The organism is Chroococcidiopsis sp. TS-821 (genome assembly GCF_002939305.1).
Classification (GTDB): Bacteria; Cyanobacteriota; Cyanobacteriia; order Cyanobacteriales; family Chroococcidiopsidaceae; genus Chroogloeocystis.
This window is the reverse complement of record NZ_MVDI01000001.1, coordinates 591822-608979: the sequence shown is the minus strand read 5'-3', so window position 1 is coordinate 608979 and position 17158 is coordinate 591822. Positions and strand designations below refer to the sequence as shown.

General features: G+C 45.5%; 18 protein-coding genes. 12 read left to right on the top strand and 6 right to left on the bottom strand.

All coding sequences use genetic code 11. The features are described from left to right. The first annotated feature begins 16 nt into the window (after positions 1 to 16). From rplQ to B1A85_RS02825, 10 genes are all read left to right on the top strand, one after another. Entirely contained in the window at positions 17 to 367 is a 351-nt protein-coding gene (rplQ, locus tag B1A85_RS02870; protein WP_104545400.1) for a 50S ribosomal protein L17, read from the top strand. 32 nt (positions 368 to 399) lie between these two features. Continuing rightward, positions 400 to 1278, top strand: coding sequence for a tRNA pseudouridine(38-40) synthase TruA (truA, locus tag B1A85_RS02865; protein ID WP_104545399.1), 879 nt, complete (start codon positions 400 to 402; stop codon positions 1276 to 1278). A 24-nt stretch (positions 1279 to 1302) separates the two neighbouring features. Then, positions 1303 to 1758, top strand: coding sequence for a 50S ribosomal protein L13 (rplM, locus tag B1A85_RS02860; RefSeq protein WP_104545398.1), 456 nt, complete (start codon positions 1303 to 1305; stop codon positions 1756 to 1758). Continuing rightward, entirely contained in the window at positions 1758 to 2174 is a 417-nt protein-coding gene (gene rpsI, locus B1A85_RS02855; protein ID WP_104545397.1) for a 30S ribosomal protein S9, read from the top strand. Before rplM ends, rpsI begins: the two co-directional genes overlap by 1 nt. A 103-nt stretch (positions 2175 to 2277) precedes the next feature. Beyond that, entirely contained in the window at positions 2278 to 2520 is a 243-nt protein-coding gene (gene rpmE, locus B1A85_RS02850; protein WP_104545396.1) for a 50S ribosomal protein L31, read from the top strand. 70 nt (positions 2521 to 2590) lie between these two features. Further along, the gene (gene prfA / locus B1A85_RS02845) at positions 2591 to 3691 is read left to right on the top strand and encodes a peptide chain release factor 1 (protein WP_104545395.1); all 1101 of its coding nucleotides are present in this window, start codon (positions 2591 to 2593) and stop codon (positions 3689 to 3691) included. Between the two features lie 465 nt (positions 3692 to 4156). Continuing rightward, positions 4157 to 5845, top strand: coding sequence for an ABC-F family ATP-binding cassette domain-containing protein (locus B1A85_RS02840; RefSeq protein ID WP_104545394.1), 1689 nt, complete (start codon positions 4157 to 4159; stop codon positions 5843 to 5845). Between the two features lie 218 nt (positions 5846 to 6063). Beyond that, a complete protein-coding gene (gpmI, locus tag B1A85_RS02835) occupies positions 6064 to 7665 on the top strand; it encodes a 2,3-bisphosphoglycerate-independent phosphoglycerate mutase (RefSeq protein WP_104545393.1) in 1602 nt (533 codons plus the stop codon). Positions 7666 to 7700: 35 nt separating this feature from the next. Next, the gene (gene secG, locus B1A85_RS02830) at positions 7701 to 7934 is read left to right on the top strand and encodes a preprotein translocase subunit SecG (protein WP_104545392.1); all 234 of its coding nucleotides are present in this window, start codon (positions 7701 to 7703) and stop codon (positions 7932 to 7934) included. Positions 7935 to 7970: 36 nt separating this feature from the next. Further along, complete coding sequence (locus tag B1A85_RS02825) at positions 7971 to 8753, top strand: hypothetical protein (protein WP_210404146.1); 783 nt, start codon at positions 7971 to 7973, stop codon at positions 8751 to 8753. Between the two features lie 108 nt (positions 8754 to 8861). Here the strand turns inward: B1A85_RS02825 and B1A85_RS02820 are convergent, their stop codons facing one another. Continuing rightward, on the bottom strand, positions 8862 to 9818 hold the full coding sequence (locus B1A85_RS02820) for an AraC family transcriptional regulator (protein WP_168192334.1): 957 nt from the start codon (positions 9816 to 9818) through the stop codon (positions 8862 to 8864). Between the two features lie 356 nt (positions 9819 to 10174). On the opposite strand from B1A85_RS02820, the gene B1A85_RS02815 reads away from it, so the two are divergent. Further along, positions 10175 to 11212: a zinc-dependent alcohol dehydrogenase family protein gene (locus B1A85_RS02815; protein WP_104545391.1), complete on the top strand. Its 1038-nt coding sequence runs from the start codon at positions 10175 to 10177 to the stop codon at positions 11210 to 11212. A gap of 52 nt (positions 11213 to 11264) precedes the next feature. Here B1A85_RS02815 and B1A85_RS02810 read toward each other — a convergent pair whose 3' ends face one another. The 4 genes from B1A85_RS02810 to deoC all read right to left on the bottom strand — a co-directional run bounded on the left by B1A85_RS02810 (position 11265) and on the right by deoC (position 15781). After that, entirely contained in the window at positions 11265 to 12413 is a 1149-nt protein-coding gene (locus B1A85_RS02810; protein WP_104545390.1) for a glycosyltransferase family 4 protein, read from the bottom strand. A 111-nt stretch (positions 12414 to 12524) separates the two neighbouring features. Then, the gene (locus tag B1A85_RS02805) at positions 12525 to 14066 is read right to left on the bottom strand and encodes an MFS transporter (protein WP_104545389.1); all 1542 of its coding nucleotides are present in this window, start codon (positions 14064 to 14066) and stop codon (positions 12525 to 12527) included. Beyond that, positions 14066 to 15004, bottom strand: coding sequence for a DNA repair protein RecO (recO, locus tag B1A85_RS02800; RefSeq protein WP_104545388.1), 939 nt, complete (start codon positions 15002 to 15004; stop codon positions 14066 to 14068). The genes B1A85_RS02805 and recO overlap by 1 nt, the downstream gene beginning before the upstream one ends. 87 nt (positions 15005 to 15091) lie before the next feature. Further along, a complete protein-coding gene (gene deoC, locus B1A85_RS02795; RefSeq protein WP_104545387.1) occupies positions 15092 to 15781 on the bottom strand; it encodes a deoxyribose-phosphate aldolase in 690 nt (229 codons plus the stop codon). Between the two features lie 552 nt (positions 15782 to 16333). On the opposite strand from deoC, the gene B1A85_RS02790 reads away from it, so the two are divergent. Beyond that, positions 16334 to 16807, top strand: coding sequence for a response regulator (locus B1A85_RS02790; protein ID WP_210404144.1), 474 nt, complete (start codon positions 16334 to 16336; stop codon positions 16805 to 16807). Positions 16808 to 16823: 16 nt separating this feature from the next. Here B1A85_RS02790 and B1A85_RS02785 read toward each other — a convergent pair whose 3' ends face one another. Beyond that, complete coding sequence (locus B1A85_RS02785; RefSeq protein WP_104545386.1) at positions 16824 to 17003, bottom strand: hypothetical protein; 180 nt, start codon at positions 17001 to 17003, stop codon at positions 16824 to 16826. Between the last annotated feature and the right edge of the window lie 155 nt (positions 17004 to 17158).

The window sequence follows — 17158 nt, the reverse complement described above, 5'->3', positions numbered from 1 at the left end:
AATTGTAAACATCACCATGCGTCACCGTCGTCGTGTTCACAAACTCGGTAAACCAGCTGACCAGCGTCGCGCTCTTTTAAGAGCATTAACAACAGAGTTAATTCGTCACGGACGAATTACAACTACTAAAGTGCGCGCCAAGGCAGTTCGCTCAGAAGCTGAGAAAATGATTACTTTAGCTAAAAATGGCTCCTTGGCTGCGCGCCGAGAAGCACTTGGCTATATCTATGACAAACAACTTGTTCATGCTTTGTTCGAACAAGCACCCAGCCGCTACGCTAATCGGGTGGGTGGATACACGCGGATTTTGCGCACTGTCCCGCGTCGAGGCGACAACGCTGAAATGGCAATTATTGAACTCGTGTAGCTGCAATTAGCATCATAAATTAAGGTAGTTGCATGATTGCCCCAAATTCCGAGCTAAAACGAGTAGCCCTAGTCATCCAATACTTGGGCACTCATTTTCATGGGTGGCAGCGACAACTAAAATTGCGGACAGTACAAGCAGAAATCGAAGATGCGATCGCTCGCGTACTCGGTCATCCTGTTACCCTGCATGGTGCAGGGCGTACTGATACAGGAGTTCATGCTGCTGCACAAGTGGCACACTTTGATGCAACAGGTCCCATTCCGGCAGAGCGGTGGGCGGCAATTCTCAATAGCTATCTTCCTCAAGACATCTTGATTCGCGGTTCTGCCGCTGTTGAGAGTAACTGGCACGCTCGGTTTGATGCCAAATGGCGACGTTATCGCTATACGCTCTATACCGATTCCCGACCTAACTTGTTTGTTCAGCCATTTAGTTGGCATTATTACTATGCAAACTTAGATGAAGGTCTGATTCGTGCTGCACTACAGCCGTTGCTAGGCAAACATCACTTAGCAGCTTTTCACCGCGCGGGTTCGCGTCGCAAGCACTCATGGGTAGAAATCCAAGCAGTAGAGTGCGAGCGCAATGGTCCGTTTATCCAGATAGAAATTCAAGCAGACGGATTTTTGTATGGAATGGTACGGTTAATAGTAGGATTGCTGGTCGATGTAGGAAAAGGTAGCCTATCACTTGAAAAATTTACCGATCTTTGGCAACAGCAACGCCGCGAAAATGTGAAATATGCGGCTCCGCCTCAAGGTTTATGCTTACTACGCGTTGGCTATAACAATTTTCCTTTTCCTCCAGAAGTCTGGTATGACGCGCAACCTCGGTGGGTGCTACCAGACGCCAACTATGTTTCTTCAAAAGAGATTGTAAACAAAAGCATACACCATCAATTTATTTGAAATCTACAGGACACGAAAACACCCATGAACAAAACTTATGTTCCAGCACAAGATACCATCGAACGCGAGTGGTATGTTGTCGATGCAACCGACCAGCGCTTAGGCAGATTAGCAACTGAAATCGCGATGATTTTGCGCGGTAAAAATAAACCAGAATTTACACCACACATGGATACAGGCGGCTTTGTTATTGTTGTTAATGCTGACAAAGTGATTGTCACTGGGAAAAAGCGCAGTCAAAAGCTCTATCGTCGCCACTCAGGACGCCCAGGCGGAATGAAAACAGAAACCTTTGCTCAACTGCAATCGCGACTACCCGAGCGCATTGTAGAACATGCAGTTAAAGGTATGCTGCCCAAAAATAGTCTAGGGCGTCAATTATTTACCAAGCTGAAAGTCTATGCGGGTGCAGAACATCCTCACCAAGCACAACAACCAAAAGAAATTAAAATCCAAACAATTCCAGGAGAGAAAAACTAATGCAAGCAACAGAGACAGCAAGCGATCGCGTGATGTACAGAGGAACTGGTCGTCGCAAATCCTCCGTCGCCAGAGTCCGCTTAGTCCCTGGTGATGGACAACTGATTGTCAACGGTAGACCAGGCGACTTGTATTTCCAATACAACCCAAACTACCTCGCAGTTGCTAAAGCTCCCTTAGAAACCTTAGGGTTGGAAAATGAATACAATATCTTAGTGACAGCACATGGTGGCGGCTTAACTGGACAATCCGATTCGATTCGTTTAGGCGTCGCCCGCGCCCTGTGCCAACTTGACCCAGAAAACCGCGCGCCGCTCAAATCAGAAGGCTACTTAACGCGCGATCCTCGCGCGAAAGAGCGCAAGAAATATGGTTTACACAAAGCACGGAAAGCTCCTCAGTTCTCCAAGCGATAAAAACTATTAGCAATCAACTTTCAAAAGTTCGTTGCTAGCCAAGGGGCTGAGCGCTGAAGGCTAAGAGCTACAATAGATATAGGCAATTACAAAGAAAAAGACAATGGCAAAACCTGATATTCATCCACAATGGTATCCTGAGGCAAAAGTATACTGTGATGGTGAACTTGTTGCGACCGTTGGTTCAACTAAACCTGAACTACACGTTGATGTGTGGTCAGGCAACCATCCTTTTTATACAGGTACGCAAAAGATCATCGACACCGAAGGTCGAGTAGAACGCTTCTTGCGGAAGTACGGCATGATGGAAGCTAACCAACCTACAGGCAACGACAAGAAAAAGTAGCCAGGCTAGATAGTCGAACCGGATACGATTTTTGTGACCTTCTACTATCTTGCTTGAGCGATCGCACTTTATGCCTGAAACTTATCTGCTAAATAAACTCAAATCTGTCGAGCAAACTTTTAACGAACTCACCCGCCGCCTTGCTGACCCTGATATTGCGAAAGACCCTACGGAATATCAAAAAGTCGCGAAGGCACGTTCTTCCTTGGAAGAAGTTGTGACAACCTATGAAACCTGGAAAACGACTCAAGACGAGTTGGCAGGTGCTAGGGAAGTCATGAAAGAGGCAAACGGTGATGCAGAACTCCAAGAAATGGCTGCGATGGAAGTCGCCGAACTCGAAGAACGACTAGAAGAACTAGAAATTCGCTTGAAAATCTTGCTGCTACCACGCGACCCCAACGACGAAAAGAACACAATGCTCGAAATTCGCGCGGGTACTGGCGGTGATGAGGCAAGTATTTGGGCGGGCGATCTGGTTCGAATGTACTCGCGCTATGCGGAAAGTCAAAACTGGAAAGTCAAACTGATTAGCGAATCGCTGGCAGAAATGGGCGGCTTTAAAGAAGCCATACTTGAAATTCAAGGCGATCAAGTTTACAGCAAGCTGAAGTTTGAAGCAGGAGTACACCGCGTCCAGCGCGTTCCAGTTACTGAAGCAGGTGGCAGAGTCCATACATCAACAGCTACCGTAGCCGTGATGCCGGAAGTTGATGATGTAGAAATTGAAATTGACCCGAAAGATATTGAAATGACCACAGCGCGCTCCGGTGGTGCGGGCGGACAAAACGTTAACAAGGTGGAAACGGCGGTCGATCTATTCCATAAACCTACGGGAATTCGAATTTTCTGTACCGAAGAACGCAGCCAGTTGCAAAACAAAGAACGCGCACTGCAAATTTTGCGAGCCAAGCTGTACGAGATGAAGCTGCGCGAACAACAAGAGGCTGTCACTTCGATGCGGCGATCGCAAGTCGGGACTGGATCGCGTTCGGAAAAAATTCGTACCTACAACTACAAAGATAATCGCGTCACCGACCACCGCTTAGGACAAAACTTCTCGTTAGCTCCAGTTCTAGAGGGCGATTTAGAACCAATCATTCAAGCTTGTATCTCGCAAGATCAGCAAGAACGCTTAGCAGAATTAGCGGCTTCTGGTACAGGCTCGTAGTTAAGATTATGTAAAAGCACGCTGCCTGCCATGACGGCTTGAAGGCAGTCCGACTTGGCATGGGTATGAGCCGCAGTGTTTAATGCAGTGTATTGTTCGTTGTACTTCACAAAAGACAACCCTACAGCCTAAATGGTCGTATTACCGGTAAATCTGCTGTACTGCCTAAATCGTTTAATTCGCGTAAAAAAATCATTTTCTATAGCCGTCGAAGGGAAAGTTAGGATAGTTTAATAGCTGAGAAACCTTGTCTCGGTTAGCTTTTAGCCCTGACCTCTGCTATGGTACCTGCAAAATTGTTGATATTCCGCTGCAAACTACTGTGACCAACAAAAATCGCATTCAACAATAATCTCATCTATGAAATAAACCAAGCAGTTTGGCAATGCCAAATTGTGGGGTTAATTTTTGTTACGATTGGAGGCGACGACTAGCGATCGCGTGAGCTGTGCGTGGAGACTTTGAATGCTGCGACTAGAACATATCAGTAAAATATACCCTACCGGTGAAGTTCTTAAAGATGTTAATTGGGAAGTCAAAAGTGGCGATCGCATCGGTTTAGTAGGGGTTAACGGTGCAGGAAAATCGACTCAACTCAAAATCATTGCAGGTGAAATTGAACCAACCGCAGGAGAAGTGATTCGTCCAGCAAGTTTGCACGTCGCTTATCTCACACAAGAATTTGAAGTCGATCCTGGGCGCACTGTCCGCGAAGAATTTTGGACAGTCTTTAAGCAAGCAAATGAAGTGCAGCAATCGCTCGCACAAGTCCAGCGCGATATGGAAACTGCGACGCCAGAAGAATTAGAACGCTTGATTCGCAAGCTCGATCGCCTGCAGCGTACATTTGAAGCCTTAGATGGTTACGGACTAGAAGCACAAATCGAGAAAATTTTACCAGAAATGGGCTTTGAGCCAGCCGACGGCGATCGCTTAGTCAGCTCGTTTAGTGGCGGTTGGCAAATGCGCATGAGTTTAGGCAAAATCCTACTACAAAAGCCAGATTTGCTGCTACTCGACGAACCAACAAACCATCTTGACTTAGAAACTATCGAGTGGCTAGAAAATTACTTAAAAAGCTTAACCACGCCAATGGTAATTGTCTCGCACGATCGCGAGTTTCTCGACCGACTATGTACGCAAATTGTCGAAACAGAACGTGGCGTCTCCACAACTTATTTAGGTAACTATTCTGCCTATTTACAGCAAAAAGCTGAAGCACAAGTTGCACAACTGAGCGCCTACGAACGCCAACAAAAAGAACTAGAAAAGCAGCAAGCGTTTGTCGATCGCTTCCGCGCGAGTGCGACACGCAGTACTCAAGCAAAAAGCCGCGAAAAACAACTGGAAAAAATTGAGCGGATCGAAGCACCAGTCGCTGAATTACGCAGCCTCCACTTTCGCTTTCCTCCAGCACCCCGCAGTGGTAGAGAAGTTGTATTAATCAAGGACTTGGTACATACTTACGCAGACAAAATTCTCTTTTTAGGCGCGGATCTGTTAATCGAACGCGGCGATCGCATTGCCTTTTTAGGTCCTAACGGTGCAGGTAAATCTACCTTACTGCGCTTAATTATGGGACTAGAGTCGCCCTCAGAAGGCATCGTTAAGCTAGGAAATCATAACGTTATTCCAGGTTACTTCGAGCAAAATCAAGCAGAAGCGCTAGAACTTCACAAAACGGTAATGGAAACAATTCACGATGAAGTCCCTGATTGGAAAAACGAGGAAGTGCGGACGCTGTTGGGGCGATTTTTATTTAGCAAAGATACAGTATTTAAGCAAGTTGTCGCCTTGAGTGGTGGCGAAAAAGCGCGGTTAGCATTAGCAAAAATGTTGTTACGTCCGGCTAATTTACTCATATTGGACGAACCAACGAATCATTTAGATATTCCTGCAAAGGAAATGCTCGAAGAAGCGATTCAACATTATGATGGTACAGTCATTATCGTCTCCCACGATCGCTATTTCATCTCTCAAGTAGCAACTAAAATTGTCGAAATTCGCGATGGAGAATTTCACCTATACAACGGAGATTATCACTACTATTTGGAGAAAATAGCCGCAGAGAAAGAACAAGCTCGATTAGCGGCGATCGCTGCACAGAAAGCCACTAAAAAAGCTACTAAAGCAACCGCCAAACGCAAATCATAAAGAAGTACCATTGGGGATCAAAGAAAAACACAACGTTTTTGAGTTTAACCGCAAAAATCTTAGGTTCCTGACATAAACTGCGATCCCTACAGAAAAAAGTAGCCAAAGTAGCAAAAAATATCTGATAATTGCAAGAATAAGCAAAAATCTACTTGCAGCAGCGAGTAGCAATGGTATCATTGCGGTGAATTACATAAAAAGTGAAGGGCAACAAAGTTATGACCCAAGCACCTGTTGCTCCCGTGGTGCTAGTCATTTTAGACGGGTGGGGCTATCGAGAAGAAGCAGACGGTAATGCGATCGCTGCTGCGAAAGTCCCAGTAATGAGTAGCCTTTGGCAGGTATATCCCAGAACACTGATCCAAACATCAGGTAAAGCAGTAGGCTTACCCGAAGGTCAAATGGGAAACTCTGAAGTCGGGCACCTCAACATAGGCGCGGGACGCGTTGTACCACAAGAACTCGTGCGCATTTCTGATGCGGTAGAAGATGGTTCAATCCACCAAAATCCCGCATTGTTGCAAGTGTGTCAGGATGTTCGCGAACGAAATGGTAAGCTACATCTCATCGGGCTTTGTTCCGAAGGTGGCGTTCATTCGCACGTCAATCATTTGTTAGGATTGCTTGACGTCGCCAAAGCACAGGGAATTTCCCAAGCGTGCATTCATGCAATTACAGACGGTCGCGATACAATGCCAACCGAAGGCATAGGCGTCATTAAGCTCATTCAAGACTACACCGAGAAGTTAGGTGTAGGGAAAATCGTCACGATTAGCGGACGGTATTACGCAATGGACCGCGATCGCCGTTGGGACCGCGTGAAACTCGCTTATGATGTCATGACTCAAGATGGCGAAGGTGATAGTCGCACTGCAGTTGAGATTTTACAAGCTTCCTACGATGCGGGAATCACCGACGAATTTGTTGTACCCCAGCGTGTCGCACCAGGAGCTATAGAGTCGGGTGATGGCGTGATTTTTTTCAATTTTCGCCCAGACCGTGCCAGACAGCTAACTCAAGCCTTTGTAGCTTCAGAATTCGATGGCTTTGAGCGCGAGCAAATTCGCCCATTATCTTTTGTCACTTTTACACAGTACGACCCTGAGTTACCCGTGGCGGTAGCATTTGCGCCACAAAACTTAAACAACATTCTAGGGCAAGTCATTTCGGAACACGGGCTGAAGCAGTTCCGCACCGCGGAAACAGAAAAATACGCCCACGTCACTTACTTCTTTAATGGCGGTTTAGAAGAGCCGTTTGAAGGAGAAGACCGCGAACTCGTGATGAGTCCGATGGTAGCAACCTACGATCGCGCTCCGAGCATGTCTGCAGAAGCTGTGACTGACGTTGCAAGTGCAGCGATTGAAAAAGGTACCTACTCTTTGGTCGTCATTAATTACGCCAATCCCGACATGGTAGGGCACACAGGTCAAATCGAAGCAACCATTCAAGCTATAGAAACCGTTGACCGTTGCTTAGGACGCTTGTTAGAAAGTGTCAGTAAAGCTGGTGGAACTGCGATTGTAACTGCTGACCATGGTAATGCTGAATATATGCGTGACCCGCAAGGTAATCCTTGGACAGCGCATACAACTAATCCTGTGCCTTTGATCTTAATCGAAGGCGAAGGAGCTAAAATACAAGGGTATGGTGGCAACGTAGGGTTACGTAGTGGCGGTCGTCTGTGCGATATTGCTCCGACAATTCTGGAAATTCTTCAGATTCCGCAACCCCCTGAGATGACTGGGCAGTCGCTGCTCGTGCCAGCCGAGTACAGTACCTTACACAATCAACGTACTCCCGTACAATCAGCGCTATAAAGCCTTGTAATGTTCATTTTTGGTAGAGTGTCAGCATGACGATTACTAACGTTGTAGAAATTCTGTGGGTTGTGTCCGCGATAGGTTTAACCGTATTGGTACTACTACATAGTCCCAAAGGAGATGGTATTGGGGCAATTGGCGGGCAGGCGCAACTATTTAGCAGTACAAAAAGTGCTGAAACGACGTTGAACCGAGTTACTTGGACACTCACAGTACTTTTTCTAGGTTTAACTGTTGTTCTCAGTGCTAACTGGTTGCCTCGTTAACCAAGGTGCTATAGCTAAGTAAGTTTATCTTTCATTTTGCTGACGCGAATCAAATCTGCTTGGCGGCAGAAATTTTTTATATTTGTTCTGGTAGCGATCGCTACTCTATTACTTGCTATCAATCAGCATACCTTGAGCGCCAGTGCCAAGCTGACTACTGAAGTAGCACAAGCTTCTAAATTGCCAGAACTTCAGGGACATCCTTTACCTGCGAACCTGGTGCAGTGGCAAGACCAAAGTAATAGCGGTGATTACTTCTCTGAGATAAAACCAACTGAAGTTGGCTACTTAATATGGTCGCAATTGCCCATCAAAGTTTACATTCAACAACCGCGCCTCGAAACCCACAACGCCAACCGACTAAGAAGTTGGGCAAACGAAGTTTGGCAAGCGATTCAAGAATGGGGTGTTTATTTGCCTTTGCAAGTGGTAGAACAACCTGATATTGCAGATATAAAAATTCTGCGCTCGTCTCCTCCGTTGCGAATCGCCCCTAACGAGAAATTCCCGCGCGCGCGATCGGCTGAAACGACCTACGAGTTGTATGTAAATTCTGAGCGGATTTTATCTCATCGTTGCTCGATTTTGCTGAGTCCTAATCAAACGGGAAAGTATCTTCAAGCCGCAGCGCGTCATGAATTTGGTCATGCACTAGGAATATGGGGACATAGCCCAAATCCAAACGATGCATTGTACTTTTCCCAAGTACGCAATCCACCCTCAATTTCTGCTAGAGATGTAAACACGCTAAAGCGAGTTTATCAGCAACCAACTCGATTAGGATGGCTGTTACCAGGGGATAAATTTGAGAGTAGATAATCAGACAGTCGATTTTTTTTATTGTCTCTACAGCGAGGGTCAGAGGTCAGAAAAACAAGCTATGGTACAAGCTATGGTAATAGAATTGATCAATTGTAAAAGGCGAATTCACGAAGTCAAAACTTCAGTTACCCTAGCAGCTTCCCTAGCAGCCGATCTCAGCTGCTCCACATCGCGCATCGGTGGTGTACCAAATAGCCGCTTGTACTCCCTGTTGAAATGCGAAGCATCGTCGTACCCCACTCGGCGAGCAGCACTCGTTGCGTCAAGGTTTTCTCCCAGCATTAGACGACGAGCTTCTTGAAGCCGCAGTTGCTTCTGAAACTGCAAAGGACTCATTGCGGTGACAGACTTGAAGTGATGATGGAAGCTCGAGACACTCATTCCCAGTTCTCGTGCCACGTTTTCAATCCGAAGGGGTCGATTGAAGTCTTTCCGAAGTCGAGCGATGGCTTTGGCGATGTGGTGCGTATAGCCTGCTAGAACTGCAACATGCCGCAGCCGACTTCCTTGCTCGCCTATCAGGAGTCGGTAAACGATTTCTCGCTTAATCAAAGGTGCGAGAATATGAGCTTCAGCAGGGGAATCGAGAAGCCTGACGAGCCGCACCACAGCATCTAATAAATTGGCATCTAACAAACTTACACCGATCGCTTTCACTTCAGCACGGCTGCGCGATGAGGGACACCCTGCCTCAACCATGACTGAACTAACAAGGGTGGGATCGAGATCGAGGCGCAGGCTCAGGTGCGGTTTCTCTTGTGACGCTTCCAGAATTTGGCTAACAATCGGCAGTTCGACTGTTGCTAGTAGATAATGCATCGGGTCGTACTGATAGCGATCGCTACCCAGAAGAACTTCTTTGCTACCCTGAGCAATTACACAAAAGGCAGGAACAGAAATACTATGAACGCATTCCGCAGCCAAAGAAGAGCGTTTGAGGTACAAACCTGTGAGCGGCTCAATCGTCCCATCATGACGGATAGCCTGTGCAATTCGCTCTTTCAGTTCGTCTCTATTGGCTTGCGCCCTATCTGCCTCGCGCTTTGCCTGCTGGTAATTCATTAAATCTATATCGGACTTTTCTATTGTTTTAACAGCGTTTATTTCCAAGTTTGCAGGATTGTACAACCATCTTAGACAATCGTTCTATTGCTTGCTCTTGAGGATTCTTAGAATGAAGCTAAAGCAATGAAAAAGTAAGTTCGACTTCTTATCACAATTCTGGACTTTTGTGCAAGAGAAGACTCAGACTTGATTGGACAGTAGCCTCGCTGACTGACAAAATCAAAGCCAATAACTGGTCGCTCAGCGGCGAAAAATAATTACGAGCATCTGGAATATCCCTGAGAAAGTTCTAGTTTTGCTTTCGAGTACTAAGCTCTCAGCTCTAAACTCGCAAATAATCAGGAGATCGTTTGATGAAAGCAACCGTTTACTATGCCCCTGGCGATGTACGTGTGGAGACTGTTCCCGACCCCGTTATTCAACAGCCCACCGATGCTATTGTCCGGATTACTCACGCTTGTATCTGCGGCTCTGACCTCTGGTTTTATCGGGGTGAAGAAGAGTGGCAACCTGGTTGGCGAACAGGACACGAATGGATGGGAATTGTTGAAGAGGTTGGCGATGATGTTCGTACTTTGAAGAAGGGCGATCGCGTTCTTGCTCCTTTTGCGTTTTCTGATGGCACCTGCGAGTTCTGCGGTAAAGGAATTCAAACTTCTTGCCGACAAGGTGGTTTTTGGGGAACTACAAATGATGGCGGACAAGCAGAAGCTATCCGCGCGCCTTTTGCCGATGGCACGTTAGTCGTCATTCCCAAGGACGTTGAGAATGATGATGCTCTGCTCACAGCTATTCTGCCACTCACCGATGTGATGTCCACTGGACATCATGCTGCTGTTTCAGCAGGTGTTCGCCCAGGTAGCACGGTTGCAGTGGTTGGCGATGGGGCTGTGGGGTTGTGTGGCGTGCTTGCCGCTAAACGACTTGGTGCTGAACGTATCATCATTTTGGGGCGGCACGAATCGCGGTTGGCGATCGCGCGACGGTTTGGTGCAACGGATGTTGTGCGTAGTCGAGGAGAGGAAGCGATCGCGGCGGTGCAAGAAATGACCTCTGGCGGCGCGGAGTCAGTCCTAGAGTGTGTTGGCAGTGAGTCAGCAATGGCAACGGCGATCGGCATTGCCCGTCCTGGTGGCGCGATTGGCTACGTCGGCGTACCGCACGGCAGCAACCACAATTTCAATTTGGGTCGTTTATTTATGCAAAACATCGCACTACGAGGTGGTGTTGCACCTGCCCGTGCTTATATTCCAGAATTGCTAGCTGATACGGTAGCAGGCAAACTCGATGCTTCTGCGGTTCTCGATTTAACGGTCGATCTCGATGGTGTACCTAATGGCTATGCCGCAATGGATAGTCGGGAAGCGATCAAAGTTATGGTACGCCCATAAAGAACTTGACTCACCACCCTCTCATAACTCTCTCAAGCGCCTTTGCACCTTGCTACGCCCCACGACTGAAATGGAACCGCCGCTGCTCTAAAACTTGAGTATAGAGTTTCTCGACTTGGGTGATATTTTGGCTAAGCGTATAGCGTTCCACAACGCGCTTGCGGGCTTTTTGTCCTAATAAAGTGGTTAACTCAGGATGATCCTGGAAGAGTGGCAGTAAGGTTCTTAACTGCGATTCTACGCGGCGTGGTGTGAGAATGACACCAGCGCCTCCCTCTAAAACTTCGCCATCGGCGCCAACATCGGTTGCTAAACAAGCTACACCACAAGCCATTGCTTCTAATAAAGATATTGATAGTCCTTCGACTAAAGACGGCAAAATAAAAACATCACAACCCCGTAGGATTTCGATGCGTCGTTCTTCCTCAGCAATAAATCCTAACCAGTAAATGCCATGTTCAGAACCATAAAACGGTTCTAATGACGGTGTTAATGGACCATCACCAACAATTAGTAACTTGCTATCTGGATGCATTTCAGAATGCTTCCAGGCGCGGAGTAGCGGTTCCACATTTTTCTCTGGTGCCAAGCGACCTTGGTAAATAAACAAGCGCTGTGCGTTGAGCTTCGCTTTAATTTTTGACGAACCAGGAGAGTATTTTTGAATATCTACCCCATTGGGGATGACAGCAACATTTTCGGGCAAAAGTCCCAAGCGTGCTAATAAATCGCGTTGCACCTGCGAAAAAACGATCACGCGGTCGTAGTTTACTAAAAAAGGTGCGTAGAGTTGATATGCCAACAGTTGTGTTCCTGATTTAAGCTTGGCTCCCTTGCCCGCAAACGGAGTATGAAAAGTAGCAACGAGAGGCAAGTTGAGTTCTCCACAGATGTCTGGTAGGAGAAAGTCTAGTGGGGAGAGTGTGAGCGACGCGTGGACTATATCGGGTTTAAGTTGCCGCAAAGATTGACTTAAAACCTTAGCAGCTTTCAGCGTTGGAATAGTGTAAACTTGGGATTTGTACAAAAATGGCAGGGAAACCTCTGGACAATCGGGCCAGTTATCAGGCTCTTCTTGCTCTTGTGCAAAGTGAAGAAAGCTGACTTGATGTCCCCGCTCTAATAGGGCATTAGTGACTTCTCGACTATACGTGACATTGCCACAAAAGGGTGATTTTTTTCCGAGCCAGGCAATATGCATTCAGGTTGAGGTGCGATTTTCTCAGTGAAGTGAGGGATAAGTGAGCGGCGCGGAGTTGAAACAGTTTCCTTCTGCTCGTTTCCTTGCCGTATTTCTTTATCAATTGAGAGTTTATGTCTCTGTACGGCAAATATACCAGGTTAAGAGACCTCCTGCGATCGCTGCCGCCGCTAAACTCAAAAAAACTGCCTGTAAGCCGATAAATGTCTCGGCAACTCCGGCTAACGCGAGCGGTAGTGTCAAGGCAATGTTGATGACGTTGTTTTGCAATCCAAAAATTTTCCCGCGCATTTCTGGAGAAGTTTCTTTTTGAATTGCTGTTTGCATTGGAATTGCGACTAAAGACGCAAAACCGCCTAAAAGTGTAATTAATAATAGTACAGCTAAAAGCTGTTCGGTAAATATCGCTAAACCGACTAAACACCCTGCAATTCCTACAGACCCATAAAGACTCAGTTGAATTGCAGAAATACGCTGTCCGTACTGACCCAATAGCGTCGCACCTGCTGCAATTCCTACACCGCCAGCCGCAAGTAAAAAGCCAAACTGCGAAGATTTTATTTGCGGAATTACCTCTGCCATCCGCACTGCTAAAACCGCCAGCGCCGCGAAAATTGAAAATAAAATGACAAGTTGAATCAAAGCTGTACGAATGCGGTGATTTTTCCCTAAATACTCGAATCCATCGCGTAAATCTTGCCAAATGTGCGGAGTTCTCTCAGGCTCGCAATTTTTTTCACCTGTTTTTAATAGCATTAATAAACAACCCGCGATCGCATAACTTCCACCGACAACGAGTTCTTTCCCAATCTCAGAACCACCAAATCGCATTGTCAACGTATCAGCAATTGCCAGCAGCGGTTCGCCAACGGCAAACCCGACAACGACTAACGCCATCATCGTTGTTGTATATAGAGAATTTGCTGACAACAAATGACGTCTTTCCACAATCAAAGGAATTGTCGCTTGCTCTGCTGGGGCAAAAAACTGTGTCAAAGTCGAAACAAGGAAGGACAGCACGAGTAAAATTGCAAAACCTGTTGGCAAACTACCAATGGCATCCCAGTCTTGAGTCATCCATAACAACACTGGAATTGATAACACTAAGCCGCCACGTACCAAGTTTGTTACTATCAGCACAGCTTTTGTGGACCATCGGTCTACAAATACACCAGCAACTGAACCAAATAGTACCGCAGGAATTGTAAACGCCATCATGATTGCTGATACCCAACCGCTGATACTTTGGTTGCTTGTCTGAAAACGGGTAGAAATAATCGCAATCATTAAGACCAAATAAACTTTATCTGCTAACTGCGAGAAAACTTGACCGCTCCACAGGGCTAGGAAATTGTGATTCTTTAATACCGGCAAAAACCCAACTTCGGTAGCTTCGCTATCGGCTGGTGTTGTCGTTGTCGTCGCTGTCACTTCTTCGTCGTCACTGTGTTTGAGCAAGGAACCATTCGGTGCTCCCTGCGTCACTTTAGTGCTGATAACATCGCTGTTCGTCGTATTTTCGTGCGAAACTTGATAAACGTAAGACGTCTCTGGATAGTGATGATAAAATGACGTTCCCTTGCGTTGGTAAGTGCTATGCAAGCGAGGAGATGATAAAAAGCTTTTTGTATCTAAATTAGGCGGTTGCATCATCATGATATAGAAGTCGGCAAAGCAAAATAGCTATCGATTAAGGCAGCAGAGCGAATTGGACGACCAAAGTGATACTGAGCATATTGTCGGAGAATTTGCTCAATAAATATCCAGCTACCCTCAGTAACAATATTGTCCCCTGCCAGTGGTGTCAGTTGGTCTAACTCAGCTTGAGATAACTTTTGTAATATTTCTAGTTCCGTAGCATCAATCCGGCTAATCAGCGCAGGTATTTCTTGCCGATGTGCGATCGCCTGGTAGCTTTGTGCAGGTTCGGCTACGCGCTTGACTTGAGGAGGTGTTTGATGATTATAAATACCACCACCTGCTCTAAAGCTACGCCCTTGTGCTTGCAGGCGTTCTAGGGCATCCAAGCTAACAATCCCACCAGCGGCTGCACTAAATCCTACTTGCCAGTGTGAGTTACTCAAATCTGGTTGTAGAAGAATTCCACTTAAACAGCAACGTTGTACTTGAGGTGCAATTCCGGCGATCGCCAAAAGGTGAAAAACGGCATGACTGAGGTAAGCGATAATCCAACGCGGCTGATTTTTTGGTAAGCGTTCTAATCTACCGAGGTGTTCGCTAAGTAAACTAAATAATTCTTCTTGCGGTTGTTCGCTTAACGCTTGATACAGCGCCATTTCTGCTAAGTATTGACTAGCCGCTAACTTACCTAAATCTTGACTTAAACCTGGATAAGATTCTTTGGTTTGGGCTTGCGTAATTTTATCAAGCGATCGCCCTTTCGCAATTAACAGATCGTTGACGACAAACAAGCCACTTCTACCGCTTAAGCTGGAATTGTGTTTCCGCGAACCTGGTGCTACAGCTCGAACCAAGCCGAACTCGCGCGTTAGAATCGTCAGCAAGCGGTCTGACTCGCCTAACGCCATACTTTTCAAATTTATTCCAGTGGCTTTGTAAGTTCGGCTCATAAATTAGGTGCTGAGGGCTAGAGAAGATAGCAAGGCATTAGAAGTCATCGGCAATCACTAAAGTCACTTAACCTTTAAACGTTTACCCTATAAATCTACTGCCTCTTTATCCAGGTTATCGCGTTGGCGAATCAATTCTGGACCACGCGAGGTGCCTAAGCGTGTCGCACCTGCCATAATTAAGTCAAAAGCTTGTTCAATTGTGCGAATTCCTCCAGACGCTTTAATTCCTACACGGTCTTTGGCAACTTCTTTTAAAAGTTTTACATCCGCGACCGTCGCCCCTCCATTCCAACCAGTACTTGTTTTCAAAAAGGCGACCCCAGCGTCCATACATATTTCTGCAGCAAGACGTTTTTCCGCATCTGTCAGTAGGGTAGTTTCCAAAATCGCTTTGACGGTTTTTCCTGTGGCTTCGCAAATTTCAGCAACTTCTCGGTGTAGTGGCTCGGTTTTACCCGCTTTGAGCCAACCGAGGTTAATTACAACATCTAACTCAGTTGCACCATTGTCTACTGCTTCTTGTGCTTCATAAAGCTTAACCGCAGAAGTCGTCGCACCTGTCGGAAATCCGACTACTGTACAAACTTGCGGATTTTTGCCGTGCAAGAGTTCAGCAGCTTGACGAACATGACAAGGATAAACGCAAACGGTTGCAAATTGAAAGCGATCTGCTTGTTCGCAACACAGTTGTACTTGCTCTGCTGTTGCTGTAGGGTTGAGCAGCGCATGGTCAATCAACGGCGCAATATCTATATCTGGATAATCAGCAGCCATCGCCTTGTACTCCAAGCGATTTATAATTATTTTTTATCAGAATCTTAATGAGTTTTTAAATCTTAAGCCCAGAATACCCTAGATTGGCGATCGCCAATTTAAAGTTTATCAATAATTGACACTACTCGTTTTTTTTAAGCAGATATTCGCTAAAAACGCTTTTAGGATACCAAAATAACCAGAAATTTCTCGATTTTAAAGTTATTGATTTATTTTCATTTATTTAAGCTGATTTTCTCTTTTTTAGCAAAGTTGCACAGAAAACTGACAAAGTCTTGCTTTATTCGCACGCAAGTCAAAGTTATGCAATTCTTTGTCCACTAATATGCCATTTATTCAAAAAACTTTTTTCAGCTAGTATGACTTCTGTCACCACCATCCATGCTGTAGTTTTATACATTTAGGTCAGTTTGCTACAAAAGAAGGCAATTTTGCTAGATAATAGGCACATAACTGTTAAATAAAGATAAAATTAATATAAATATTTTTCTATGGCTAATTAATTTCCGAAAAATATGATAATCCTATGCATGAGGAGAAACTTCATCATAAATGTTACAGTTGGTGACTACTATATCTGAAGAAGTTGTGAACGGCGATCCGCAAAGCTCTACGATTGATTCCAGTGCTGTTATTCCGTCTGCTACTGTCCGTAGCAAAATTCTTATCGTAGAAGACAATGATTTGAACCGCCAGATGCTTGATGATTACCTAAGTTTTTGCGGTTACGAGATTCTCAGCTTGGCTGATGGCACCTGTTTTTTTCAAAAGATGACTGAGTTTCAGCCCCAACTTATTTTATTAGACTTAAAGTTACCAGATATTGATGGCTATACTTTATTAGAAAAGCTGCAAAACCGAGCCGACTGGCAAGATATTCCAATATTTGTAGTTTCTGCGTTTGCTTTTAGCGCCGATCAACAGCGGGCGTTAAGCCTAGGCGCTACGCGGTATTTTGTTAAGCCAGTAAATTTAACAGAGTTAAAACAAGCAATTAAGGAAGAATTAGCTACCTTGACTACTTAAAATAGGTAAGTTTTGATTACTGTGCTTTCTGCTCGCTGATAAAATCTTCTACGGTTTGGCTGAGAGTTTGGAGATCTCTACTTACAGAAGCAATATTTGCTTCTAATTGTGCTAGCAACAAAACCGTTGTTTGCAGTTGATTGAGGCTGCGCTCAAGTGTATTTCGATATTGAGTCTCAAATTCTTCCAAATTCATGGCTGTGCTTTAGTATTTTAGGAAAGCGTATAAGTATAAAATGTTATATCTGCATCTAGATACTAATCTAAGCTTTGACACTATAAATGTCAGTCTTACTAGCTCCTACTCGTTATAATTTCATCTTTGGCAGCCTGAATTTGATAGCAACTTTA